This window comes from Candidatus Contendobacter odensis Run_B_J11 (assembly GCF_000531125.1).
GTDB classification, from domain to species: Bacteria; Pseudomonadota; Gammaproteobacteria; order Competibacterales; family Competibacteraceae; genus Contendibacter; species Contendibacter odensensis.
Window position 1 is genome coordinate 17742 of the sequence record NZ_CBTK010000306.1, and the last position, 12360, is coordinate 30101.

The following is a 12360-nucleotide window of genomic DNA, read 5'->3' on the forward strand; positions in this document are numbered from 1 at the left end:
GAGTGAATTAAAGTGCCTTAACATCGCATAGATTGATTTTTGCTGCAATCACACCGGGAGGGAGCGAACTTCGTGAATGATCGTGAGCAGTTGTTGCGGGAATGGCTGGAGACCGTATTACCGGCGCCGCTGACCCGGATGGCCCCAGCGTCCAGCGACGCCAGCTTTCGCCGCTATTTCCGGGTTTGGTACGACGGCCAGACCCGGATCGTCATGGATGCGCCCCCGGCGCAGGAGGACTGTCGGCCCTTTGTCGCTATGGCTCAAGCGCTGCGCGGGCTGGGATTGAACGCGCCCGAAGTGCTGGCCGGCGATCTGGATCAGGGGTTGTTGCTGCTGACCGATCTCGGTAGCCGGCAATATCTGGCCGAACTCGATGATCACAGGGTATCGGGCCTGTATGACGACGCGCTGGCAGCGCTGGCGCGATTGCAGATCGGCGGCGATCCCGGTTCAGCGTTACTGCCGCCCTACGATTCGGCGCTGCTGCACCGGGAGATGGAATTATTCCGCGACTGGTTCCTGGGCCGGCTGCTCGGTCTGAACTTGAGTGAAGATGAGCATCATCTGCTTGATCACACCTTCGCGCTGCTGACCGACAACGCCTTGGAACAGCCCAGAGTTTGGGTGCATCGCGATTACCACTCGCGCAATCTGATGATCACCGACCCGGACAATCCCGGCATCCTGGATTTTCAGGACGCAGTGGTGGGCGCGGTGACTTACGACCTGGTATCGCTGCTGCGCGACTGCTACGTTGCCTGGCCGCGCTCACAGGTCGAGGCGTGGGCGCTGGACCATCGGGTGCGGCTGCGGGCGCTGGGTATGAGCGGACTGGACGACGCCGGACAATTCCTGCACTGGTTTGATCTGATGGGTGTCCAGCGCCATCTCAAGGCGATTGGTATTTTTGCCCGCTTGAATCTGCGTGATGGTAAACCCGGCTATCTGGGCGATATTCCCCGCACTCTGGGCTATGTGCTGGAGGTGGCCGGACGCTATGCCGAACTCGCCCGCCTGCGGGGTCTGCTGCGAGCGCGGGGCGTAGACCGCTGGCAACCGATGCCATGAAAGCAATGATCCTGGCGGCTGGGCGCGGCGAGCGGATGCGCCCACTGACTGATTACACGCCCAAGCCACTGCTGCCGGTCGCCGGCAAGCCGCTGATCGTCCATCACCTGGAAGCCTTGCGGGCGGCAGGCATCCATGAGCTGGTGATCAATACCGGTCATCTCGGCGAGCAGTTGCCGGCGGCGTTGGGCGACGGTCAGGCTTGGGGAGTCCACATTGTCTATTCCCCGGAATCACCGGAGGTGCTGGAAACCGGCGGCGGCATTTTCCAGGCGCTGCCGCTGTTGGGATCGGATCCGTTTCTGGTGATCAACGGCGATGTCTGGAGTGATTGCCCGTTTGCCTGCCTGCCGACTGCACCCACTGGATTAGCGCATCTGGTGCTGGTGAACAATCCACCGCACCATCCTGAGGGTGATTTTGCGCTGATGGCGGACGGGCAGGTCAGGGTGTTGGGTCAACCGCAGTTGACCTACAGTGGAATCAGCGTGCTGCGCCCGGAATTATTTGGCGACTGTGCGCCGGGTCGATTCCCGCTCGGTCCGGTGCTGCGACGGGCCATGGCGGCGGGGCGGGTCAGTGGCGAGCATTATGGCGGCAGTTGGCGCGATATCGGCACCCCGCAACGGTTAGCGGAACTGGACTGCGTCCTGCGCCTGGGATGATGCGATCCGGCATCTAGTCGGCGGATTTTACCGGCACGCTGCTGATCCGCACCATTTCATCCTCGATCCAGGTTTCCACCTGCCGGTTCAACGCTTGCGGCGAGAGTCCTTCACTGGCGATCAGGGGGCCGAACACCACTTGCACTGTGCCGGGCTGCTTGAGAAACCGCCCGCGCGGCCAGAATTCACCGGCATTGAGCGCCACCGGGAGAATCGGATAGCCGCTGTGAGCGGCCAGCACCGCGCCGCCCATGCCATATCGCCGGCGCACCCCCGGTAAAACCCGGGTGCCTTCCGGGAAAATCACCACCCACTGTCCCTGCCGTAAACGCGCTGTTCCTTGCCGGATCACGTACTTGACTGCCGAAGCGCCTGACTCACGGTTGATCGCAATCGGTCGCAGCAACGCTATCGCCCAGCCAAAAAAGGGCAACCACAACAACTCGCGCTTGATGACCCAAGCCACTGGCGGCAGATACTGCTGGAGGAATAGTGTCTCCCAAGTGGATTGATGCTTGGACATGACGATCACCGGACGGTCAGGAATATGCTCGATGCCACTCAGTTGGTAATCAATCCGGCAGGTGATCCGCAGCCACCAGATGCTGAACCGGGTCCAGTACTGGGAAATCCGGTAACGCCGGACGAAGGGAAGCGGGAAACTCAGCACCACCAGTGAAGCCACAATCCCAATGGAGAGGAGCAGACCCAGGGAAAAGGACAGCGAGCGCAACAAGAGCAGCCCGGTAGAAAGCTTGCTGGGATTTTGGGGAGACATACGGCGGCTCAACAGCTCACTCGGTCGAGTGGATCAAATAGTCGGTAACAGCGGCCAGATGGTCGAACACCAGAACATTCGCGCAGCTTTCCGCTTCCCGCTCCAAGGTGCGAGTACCCTTGCCGGTTCGTACCAGCAGTGGCCATGCATTGGCCGCCCGCGCTGCCCGGATGTCGCGCACACTATCGCCAACTACGGGAACACCTTGCAGGCTGCATTTCAACCGCCGGACGATTTCCAGCAGCATCCCCGGATTGGGCTTGCGATAGGGATGCGTTTCATCCAGGTCGGGACAGAAAAACACCGCGTCGATCAGACCACCGACTTCTTGAACCATTCGGTACATTTTTTTGTGGATCAGATTGAGCGTTTCCAGATCGAACAGACCCCGGACGATGCCGGACTGGTTGGTAGCGACTACCACCCGATACCCCGCATGATTGAGGCGGGCGATAGCCTCCAGACTGCCGGGAATAGGAATCCATTCATCCGGCGACTTGATGAAGGTGTCGGAATCCTGATTGATGACCCCATCACGGTCCAGAATGATCAATTTCATAATGTTGGATTAAGGGCGTTTTGCCGTGCGGATGAAGTCAGCCGGGTTCAGGTGAAACCTGGTGCGGGTTGTTGGCCGATGTTTCAGGTGAAACCTGGTGCGGGTTGTTGGCCGATGTTTCAGGTGAAACCTGGTGCGGGTTGTTGGTCGATGTTTCACGTGAAACCTGGTGATCGGTTCAGTCTTGCAAGCGCGAAAAATCCGCCACCCGCAGGAACAGGCTGCTGAGTTCATTCAATAAGGCGATGCGGTTGTCGCGCAGCACCGGGTCGTCGGCCATCACCAGCACTTGGTCGAAGAAGGCGTCCACCGGTTCACGCAGGCGGGCCAGCCGGTTCAGCGCCTCACCGTATAAGCCGGTTTCCATCAGCGGGATAACTTCGGAAGACAGTTCCACCAACCGCCCGGCCAACGCCTGTTCGGCATCCTCGATCAAGAGGTCGGGGCGCACCTCGAACGGCAATACCGTTGCCACTTTTTTGAGCAGATTGCGGATGCGCTTATTAGCGGCAGCCAGGCGGGCGGCCTCCGGCCGTTCGCGGAAAGCGCTCACGGCATGAACCCGGCGGTCGAAGTCCAGTGGCCGGGTTGGGCGGCAATCCAGCACCGCCTCGAAGGTATCCGATAGCACCCCTTGATCCAGATAGTAGCTACGTAGCCGGTCCATGATGAACTCGAATACCGTCTCGACGGCGTTCTCTGCCCGGATCGCCGGATCGAAGCGGGTGGCGGCGCGTTCCAGCAGGGTTTGCAGGTCCAGATCCAGTTCGCCCTCGATGACGATGCGCAATACCCCCAAGGCAGCACGGCGCAGCGCGAACGGGTCTTTAGCGCCGGAGGGAGCCTGACCGATAGCAAAAATACCGATCAGGGTATCCAGCCGCTCGGCCAGCGCCAGAGTACGCCCAGTGGCCGTCGTCGGCAGCCGGTCGCCGGCAAAGCGTGGCAGGTACTGTTCCTCTTGGGCTTGGGCTACTTCCCGCGCTTCCTGATCGTGCAGGGCATAGTAGCGACCCATGATTCCTTGTAGTTCCGGGAATTCCTGCACCATCTGAGTCAGTAGATCGCATTTGGCCAGTCGCGCCGCTCGCTCGGCCCATTCAGGATTACCCTGACTCTGTTCGGCGATAAGTCGTGCCAGGGCTGCAACCCGCTCGCTCTTGTCGGCCAGCGTGCCCAGGCGCTGCTGGAACACCACCTGTTTCAGACTCTCCATCCGCGCTGCCAGCGGTTGTTTGCGATCCTGATTCCAGAAAAACTCGGCGTCGCTGAACCGCGGACGAATCACCCGCTCGTTGCCGGCCCGTACTTGCGCCGGATCGCGGCTTTCCAGGTTGGTGATAGTGATGAAGTGCGGCAGCAGTCGGCCGTGAGCGTCCACCACTGGAAAATAGCGCTGATGATCTTGCATGGTGCTGATCAGCGCCTCGGCAGGCACTTCGAGGAAGCGCGGCTCGAAGTTGCCGGCCAGCGCGACCGGCCATTCCACCAGCGCCGCCACTTCGTCCAGCAATTCCGGCTTGATCACGACGATGCCGTTGAGCGCAGCAGCAGCGGCTTCCGCTTGCGCGCGAATCGCGTCGCGACGGTCGCCAAAGTCGGTAATGACCTTGCCTTCGCCGGCCAGTTGCCGGGCGTAATCCGCCGGCGCAGTCAACCGGATCAGAGCCGGATGGTGGAAGCGATGGCCACGGGTCTCGCGACCGGTTTGAACGCCCATGATGGTGGCGGGAATCACCTCATCGCCAAACAGCAGCACCGCCCAATGCACCGGACGCACGAACTCATCCTCGCGGTCGCCCCAGCGCATCCGCTTGGGAATCGGCAGGGCGGCGAGGGCGGCGAGTACGATGCCGGGAATTAAATCAGCGGTGGCCGCGCCCGGCTCGACGTTGACATGCACCAGCCAGACCCCTTTATCGGTTTCCTGTTGTTGCAACTCGGCGACGGCGACCCCGCAGGATCGGGCGAAACCCTCAGCGGCTTTGGTGGGCCGACCGTCAGCAGCGAAGGCTGCGCTCAGCGCCGGACCGCGCCGTTCCAGTTGCCGATCCGGTTGTTGCGTCGGTAACTGCTCGATCAGGACGGCCAATCGGCGCGGAGTGGCGAAGCGACGGATTGCCGTAGTGGGCAGACCGGCTTTCTCCAGTCCGTCGCGGATGCCTTGTTCAAAGGAGAGCGACAGGTTGAAGAGCGCCTTGGGCGGCAATTCCTCGGTGCCGATTTCAATCAGCAAGTCGCGGAGGTCAGCCATGAACCACCTCCACGCTAGGAGTTGCCGCCGCTTGCCGGGCGCACAGCGGGAAGCCACGAGCGGCGCGGGTGTCGTAGTAGGCTTGCGCTACTGCCCGGGCCAGAGCGCGAACCCGCAGAATGAAGCGTTGTCGCTCGGTGACGGAGATAGCCTTGCGGGCATCGAGCAGATTGAAAGTATGCGAGGCTTTCAGGGTCATTTCGTAAGCGGGCAGCGGCAGGCCGAGTTCGATCAGGCGCTGGCTTTCGGCCTCGCAGGTATCAAACCCGCCGAATAATGCGGCGGTATCGGCATATTCAAAGTTGTAGGTCGACATTTCCACTTCATTTTGGTGAAACACATCGCCATAACTCACCCGTCCGAGCGGGCCGTCGGTCCAGAGCAAATCGAAGACGCTTTCCACCCCTTGTAAGTACATGGCGATGCGCTCCAGGCCGTAGGTGATTTCGCCGGTGACCGGTTTGCAATCCAGCCCGCCGATCTGCTGGAAATAGGTGAACTGGGTGATTTCCATGCCATTCAGCCACACCTCCCAGCCCAGTCCCCAAGCGCCCAGGGTCGGCGATTCCCAGTTATCCTCGACGAAGCGGATATCGTGGATCAGCGGATCGAGGCCCAGTTCCCGAAGCGAACCGAGGTAGAGTTCCTGCAACTCAAGGGGTGAGGGTTTGATCACCACCTGATATTGATAATAGTGCTGCAAGCGATTGGGATTTTCGCCGTAGCGGCCATCGGTAGGCCGGCGGGAGGGCTGCACGTAGGCGGCGCTCCACGGTTCCGGGCCGATGGCGCGCAGGAAGGTGGCGGGATGGAAGGTTCCCGCGCCGACTTCCATGTCGTAGGGTTGCAGCAGTACACAGCCCTGCCGCGCCCAGTAATCCTGTAGGGCCAGAATCAGCCCCTGAAAAGTCGAAACATCGCGCACAAACGCCTCCGCAAGCCAAAGGGAACGGGTTCATTTCGCCCCCGGATGTTCTGTGTTCTGAATCGTAGAGCTTGAAGTATAACCCGGCGCGGCGGTCGGATTCATCCTGTCCGGTGCCGAAAGGTTTCACGTCAATTACCCCGCCCTAAAGGACGGGGCTTGCGGCTGCACTCGGACGGTCCCTTGTCGTCATCGTGCGCCACGATAGGCTCATTGACATGAGCCCGTGCAGCGATATTGATCGCCGCGTTTTGATCCGCATTCGCAACATGCCCACAAGAGACACATTGAAAACGGGATTGGGTTTTGCGGTTAGCTTTATCAATATGTCCGCAGGCCGCGCATTGGCGCGAGGTATTGCGTGGGTCAACATACTGGACAATAACGCCTTCCCGCTTCGCTTTGTATTCAATAAACGATTGAAGCTGAAAGAACGACCAACCGCTGTGTTTGGCTCTGTCGGATTTCCGAACCGTCGTCCGTTCCCGGATATTCTTGAGGTTCTCAAGTTTAATTCCGCGCCCGGTGTCTTTGGCTTTCTCGACGAGCTTTTTGGAAATAACGTGGTTCTGATTTCTCCTGAATCGCGCTTCGTTGCGCCGAATCCGCTGCAAGTGGCGACGGGCCGACCGCGATCCACGGGCTTGCAGGGATTTTCTGAATTCGTGGTAACGACGGCGGGTATTTTCAACCGTCTCACCAGAGAACGATTCTCCGTCAGAATCACTGGCGATCTGAACGATACCCAGGTCAACCCCGATAAAACCTTTCGGGTCAATCGGAGGTGCTGTGGGTGTTTCAATCACCAGCAACAAATAGAACACCCCATCCACCAGAACCAAATCCGCTTGTCCATGCCCACGACCCATTTGAAGGCGCTGGTAATCGCCCATTTGCATCGCAACGGTCAACCGACCCTGCAAGGTCAGTACACTAGCCGCTTCCAATCCCTTAAAGCTCAGGATGCGCTGATCATAAACCACTGCGCCGGTCGGCTTAAAAAAGCATTGTTTCGATTTGTCGCGCTTGTAGGCTTCAACCACTTTGGCAATCGCCCGAATGGTCAACTGAGCCGACAACCCAAACTGTTTCCTTACATCGTCATAAACCCGTTTTTGCAAGACAAACTTGGACGCGCATTGCTCCCGAAACGCCACTTCGGCAATGAAGTTACACGCTTCATTGAAGACACGCATCGTGTCTTTCAACGCCGCGTGTTGGGTTTCATCCGGGAGCAACTTGACTTGCAGTACGGTTTTCACAGTGACGATTGTATTCACAAAAGAATACTGATATCAACCCAACCGGCGTCGGACCGCGCTTTGCGCGGTGCGCTCTCCCTCCCCGCCCTAAAGGACGGGGCTTCTCGCGCAATTCGGGTGAAACCAAGGCCGTGAGGTTTCACGTGAAACCTCATCTTTGGATAAATTTGAGATCTGAATCCCAGATTATCAGGATGACACTGACCATGCGGAACCCGTCGCCCTTTCCGTGAAATCCTTTAATCCCGGTCATCCGTGATTCAGGCCGGGTTGCGCCGGGTTGTGCGGCGATGCGTGCGATTGAGGGTTGATACGCCTCTGTTGATGCGAAAACGGATATTTTCTACCGGTTCAGGACGCTCGCTTGCCGTCATTCCTGCGTAGGCGGGAATCCAGTCAGCCGCTGAAAAGCCTGGATACACCCGCTTTCGCGGGTATGACGAATTTACCGGTTTAGCGAAGGTCCTGAGGTTAATCCGGCCAATAATCGTCGGTAATCTGTTCAACCGTGAAGGGACATGGCTCCGGGAATGTCGCCAGCGGTAAGCCGGTTTGGCGGCTGGCGTTCTTGCGGGCTTGGGGATACTCATCCACCACCATTGCCGATACTTTGGGTTTCAGGCTAGGGTTATTTCGCAACTTTCGCGCCACCTGATACCGACCATTATCAATCGACAGCTCCCAACGGGTTCCGCGCCGTTCGGGCTGATACTGCCATTTCAGCAGGTGCATGATGATGTTTGCCAAGTAACTCTCAACAGCATCGCGTTCACTCCTACCCATGCTCTCAAGTTCCTCAGCGATATTCTCAAAATCCAAATCGACTCGGTTAAATTCACCCTGCCTCAACAACGCAGCCTGTTGTTGCGTCCACTGGTAGAAGTCGGTTTCGTAGTGGGTTGTGGTGGTCATGGCGGGCGTTCCTGTGGTTTCAAAGGGACTCTGAAGCATCACGATAAGCGTTCAGACCCCCCTCCCCCCAACCCCCTCCCGCGAGGGGAGGGGGAGCCAGCAACCCATTGTTCCGTAAGACTCCCTCCCCCCTGGTGGGGGAGGGCTGGGGTGGGGGTGTGAGCGGTTATCATCGTGTTTATCGTTGCGCCGGGTTGTGCGGCGATGCGTGCGATTGAGGATTGATACGCCTTTGGCAATACGAAAACGGATATTTTCTATCGGTTCAAAACTTTCGCTTGCCGTCCTTCCCGCGTAGGCGGGAATCCAGTCAGCCGCTGAAAAGCCTGGATACCCGCTTTCGCGGGTATGACGAATTTACCGGTTTAGCGAACGTCCTGAAGTTAATCCGGCCAATAATCACTGGTAATCTGTTCAACCGTGAAGGGGCATGGCTCCGGGAACGTTGCCAGCGGTAAGCCGGTTTGGCGTACTGCCTCTTTTCGAGCGCGGCGATATTCAGCCGTGACCAAAACGGGTAATTGAGGCGCAAGGCTGGGACTATCCTCAAGCAGACGGTCAATCGCGCTACGTCCATTGCCGATGCTCTCGATCCAGCTACTGCCGCGCCGTTCAGGCTGATAGCGCCATTTCAGCAGATGCAGCAGGATGTTTTCGAGAAAGCTCCCCAATGAGCGGCGATCACTTCTTCCCATGCTCTCGATTTCTTCGGCCAGGTGTTCAATATCTACAGCAGACAGCAGACCCTGCCGCAACAACGCAGCCTGTTGTTGCGTCCACTGGTAGAAGTCGGTTTCGTAGTGGGTTGTGGTGGTCATAACGGGCGTTCCGGTGGTTTCAAAGGGACTCTGAAGCATCGCGGTAAGCGTTCAGACCCCCCTCCCCCCAACCCCCTCCCGCGAGGGGAGGGGGAGCCAGCAACCCATTGTTCCGTAAGACTCCCTCCCCCCTAGTGGGGGAGGGCTGGGGTGGGGGTGTGAACGGTTATCATCGCGTTTATGGTTGCGTCGGGTTGTGCGGCGATGCGTGCGATTGAGGATTGATACGCCTTTGGCAATACGAAAACGGATTTTTTCTATCGGTTCAAAACTTTCGCTTGCCGTCCTTCCCGCGTAGGCGGGAATCCAGTCAGCCGCTGAAAAGCCTGGATACCCGCTTTCGCGGGTATGACGAATTTGCCGGTTTAGCGAACGTCCTGAGGTTAATCCGGCCAATAATCATCGGTAATCTGATCCAGAGTAAACGGGCATTGTTTAGGGAATGTCGCCAGCGGTAAGCCGGTTTCTAGCGCCGCCACCTTGCGGGCTTGGGGATATTCTTTGGCAAGGAGCGTTTCCAGTTGTGGTTTCAGGCTTGGGCTTTCCTCCAATAAACCGAACATCTGATGCCTTCCATTGAAGATAGAGAGTTTCCAACTGTTCCCGCGCCGTTCGGGCTGATAGTGCCATTTCAGCAGATGCATGACGATATTAAACAAGTAGCTGCGGATGGAATGCTTTTCGCGGCGTCCCATGCTCTCGATTTCCTCAGCGATATTCTCAAAATCCAAATCTACCCGGTTAAATTCACCTTGCCGGAGCAGCGCGGCTTGTTGTTGTGTCCACTGGTAAAAGTCGGTTTCGTAGTTAATCTCGGCAGTCATGGCGGGCGTTCCTGTGGTTGCAAAGCGGTAAGGTTCCAGGACGTTCGCTTGCCGTCCTTCCCGCGTAGGCGGGAATCCAGTCAGCCGCTGAAAAGCCTGGATATCCGCTTTCGCGGGTATGACGAATTTACCGGTTTAGCGAAAGTCCTGGGTTCATTGGCGTGGGGGGGTTCCAACGGTTAATCCGGCCAGTAATCATCGGTAATCTGATCCGGTGTAAACGGGCATTGCTCCGGGAAAGTGGACAAGGGCAGGCCAGTTTCATTAGCGGCATATTCTCTGACCAGTGGATATTCGTCAGCGATCAGCTCGGCAATTTGGGGCTTCAAGCTGGGGCTTTCCTTCAGCCGTTTGGCGGCATGATGCCGTCCGTTACGGATAGAGAATTTCCAGCTATTCCCGCGTCGTTCGGGCTGATAGTGCCATTTGAGCAGGTGAAAGACGATGTTCGCTAAGTAGCTTTCGAGTGCTCGCCGGTTGCTTTTGCCCATGCTATCGATTTCCTCGGCTAGATTCGCGGCATCAACCTGGTTCCATTGCCCTTGCCGGAGCAGTGCGGCTTGTTGTTGCGTCCATTGGTAGAAGTCGGTTTCGTAGTTAATCTCGGCAGTCATGGTGGGCGTTCCTGTAGTTGCAAAGCGGTAAGGTTCCAGGACTTTCGCTTGCCGTCATTCCCGCGTAGGCGGGAATCCAGTAAGCCGCTGAAAAGCCTGGATACCCGCTTTCGCGGGTATGACGAATTTACCGGTTTAGCGAAAGTCCTGGGTTCATTGGCGTGGGGGGGTTCCAACGGTTAATCCGGCCAGTAATCATCGGTAATCTGATCCGGTGTAAACGGGCATTGTTCCGGGAAAGTGGACAAGGGCAGGCCAGTTTCATTAGCGGCTTTGCGTCGGGCACGGGGATAAACATCCTCTACGAATAGAGACAATTTTGGGCGTAAGCTTGGACTGTCTTTTACCAGCCAGTCCAGTTGTTCCCGTCCGTTGTCGATACTCTCAGTCCAACTACTCCCGCGCCGCTCCGGCTGATAGTGCCATTTGAGCAGGTGCAAAAGGACATTGGTTAAGTGGCTCCAAATGGCCCTCCGGTCGCTTTTGCCCATGCTCTCAATTTCCTCGGCTAGGTTTTCTGCGTCTATCTGGCTAAATTGCCCTTGCCGGAGCAATGCGGCCTGCTGTTGTGTCCACTGGTAAAAGTCGGTTTCGTAGTTAATCTCGGTGGTCATGGTGCGCCCTCAGTGGCCGTTGCTTTTCTATTGTAGACAACAGTGTCGTGGATTTCGGGACGGCAGAAACCGGCGGTGTTCAAGAAGCGCATGGGCAATTTTGTCCAATAAAAAAGCCGCGATCATCGCGGCTTTTGCGCATTTCAGAATACGGGGTTCAACGCCAGCATTCGCCGATAATTGTGGGGTTGGTTGTGCCGCTCACACCTTTTTGGGTCTGTTGATTGAGTGTAAGCGTCACCCCAGTCATTCCCCCGCACTTGTCATACTCCTGACCTTTGCCGGAAATTGGAGCAGCGTTCAGGATAAAAGCGGTTGCGGTCACGTTGGTCAAGGTGATGGTGTAGTATTTGGTCGCACCATCTATCGGGGATTGAGTTAATCCCGTTGTAGCGAATGTCGTAGCTACGGCAGTGCCAGCTTGATCCTGATCATAGCGATTGTTCACCGTATAAAACCGCTCCATCCACTGCCCCGCTTGCAGCACCACCGCCTTAGCATCCGCCCGCCGCGATTTACGCACACTGTCCTGATAGGACGGGTACGCAATCGCAGCCAAGATAGCGACAATCGCCACCACGATCATGATCTCGATCAGGGTGAAGCCTTTCAACAACATCTTGCCTTGCATGTCGGGATCTCCTCGGCTCACCGATACTGCCGCCAGGATTGGCGACCGGGCGGTAGACCACCCGAAAATAGGCTGACGCCCAAATTACCCAGTCCCTGGTATTCAGCAGCGGTCGCCAAGACGCCTCTAATCGCTTCATCAGCATTCTTGCCAGCGGCGAGAGCGGTGGTCAGGGCGTCGCTAACCGCGTTGGCAGCGGCAACCGCAGCAGCAACCGCAGCAGCATCACCTCCCGCAGCGGAGGCATTCGTCCCGGCCTGAGCGGCAGCGGTAGCAGCAGCGGGAGCAGCGGCAGCAGCGGCAGCTCCCCCCGGAGCGGCAGCGGCAGTAGCAGCCGCAGCAGCACTAGCGGCGGCGGTTTACAGTGCGGCGCTGGTGAATAAACGACATAACCGCAAGGTTCCGGGCCTGACCGTGGATTTCATCGGTCTGG

Annotated in this window: 13 protein-coding genes; 2 read left to right on the forward strand and 11 right to left on the reverse strand. The window is 57.9% G+C overall.

Annotated elements, in window-relative coordinates; translation table 11 throughout:
* The first annotated feature begins 72 nt into the window (after positions 1-72).
* Together BN874_RS21165 and murU are read left to right on the forward strand one after the other, a co-directional pair.
* Entirely contained in the window at positions 73-1071 is a 999-nt protein-coding gene (locus BN874_RS21165; protein WP_034436831.1) for an aminoglycoside phosphotransferase family protein, read from the forward strand.
* Positions 1068-1736 (forward strand): N-acetylmuramate alpha-1-phosphate uridylyltransferase MurU, encoded by a 669-nt coding sequence (gene murU, locus BN874_RS21170; protein WP_034436840.1) that lies wholly within the window; start codon positions 1068-1070, stop codon positions 1734-1736. Before BN874_RS21165 ends, murU begins: the two co-directional genes overlap by 4 nt.
* Before the next feature lie 13 nt (positions 1737-1749).
* Here the strand turns inward: murU and BN874_RS21175 are convergent, their stop codons facing one another.
* From BN874_RS21175 to BN874_RS21225, 11 genes are all read right to left on the reverse strand, one after another.
* A complete protein-coding gene (locus BN874_RS21175; protein ID WP_230314514.1) occupies positions 1750-2514 on the reverse strand; it encodes a lysophospholipid acyltransferase family protein in 765 nt (254 codons plus the stop codon).
* A 16-nt stretch (positions 2515-2530) separates the two neighbouring features.
* Entirely contained in the window at positions 2531-3073 is a 543-nt protein-coding gene (gene gmhB, locus BN874_RS21180) for a D-glycero-beta-D-manno-heptose 1,7-bisphosphate 7-phosphatase (RefSeq protein WP_034436841.1), read from the reverse strand.
* 178 nt (positions 3074-3251) lie between these two features.
* Positions 3252-5327, reverse strand: a complete 2076-nt coding sequence (glyS, locus tag BN874_RS21185; protein WP_034436843.1) for a glycine--tRNA ligase subunit beta — start codon at positions 5325-5327, stop codon at positions 3252-3254.
* Entirely contained in the window at positions 5320-6252 is a 933-nt protein-coding gene (gene glyQ / locus BN874_RS21190; protein WP_034436845.1) for a glycine--tRNA ligase subunit alpha, read from the reverse strand. Before glyQ ends, glyS begins: the two co-directional genes overlap by 8 nt.
* A 131-nt stretch (positions 6253-6383) precedes the next feature.
* Positions 6384-7532: an RNA-guided endonuclease InsQ/TnpB family protein gene (locus BN874_RS21195; protein WP_230314515.1), complete on the reverse strand. Its 1149-nt coding sequence runs from the start codon at positions 7530-7532 to the stop codon at positions 6384-6386.
* A gap of 453 nt (positions 7533-7985) precedes the next feature.
* Complete coding sequence (locus tag BN874_RS21200; protein ID WP_034436852.1) at positions 7986-8426, reverse strand: DUF29 domain-containing protein; 441 nt, start codon at positions 8424-8426, stop codon at positions 7986-7988.
* A 383-nt stretch (positions 8427-8809) separates the two neighbouring features.
* Complete coding sequence (locus BN874_RS21205) at positions 8810-9244, reverse strand: DUF29 domain-containing protein (protein WP_034436854.1); 435 nt, start codon at positions 9242-9244, stop codon at positions 8810-8812.
* Positions 9245-9627: 383 nt separating this feature from the next.
* Positions 9628-10068, reverse strand: a complete 441-nt coding sequence (locus BN874_RS21210) for a DUF29 domain-containing protein (RefSeq protein WP_034436857.1) — start codon at positions 10066-10068, stop codon at positions 9628-9630.
* Positions 10069-10247: 179 nt separating this feature from the next.
* Positions 10248-10682: a DUF29 domain-containing protein gene (locus BN874_RS21215; RefSeq protein WP_034436860.1), complete on the reverse strand. Its 435-nt coding sequence runs from the start codon at positions 10680-10682 to the stop codon at positions 10248-10250.
* 179 nt (positions 10683-10861) lie between these two features.
* Positions 10862-11296, reverse strand: a complete 435-nt coding sequence (locus BN874_RS21220) for a DUF29 domain-containing protein (protein ID WP_034436862.1) — start codon at positions 11294-11296, stop codon at positions 10862-10864.
* Between the two features lie 157 nt (positions 11297-11453).
* Positions 11454-11927 carry a type IV pilin protein gene (locus BN874_RS21225; RefSeq protein ID WP_034436864.1) on the reverse strand — a complete coding sequence of 158 codons (474 nt, stop codon included), beginning with the start codon at positions 11925-11927 and terminating at the stop codon, positions 11454-11456.
* Positions 11928-12360: the final 433 nt, after the last annotated feature.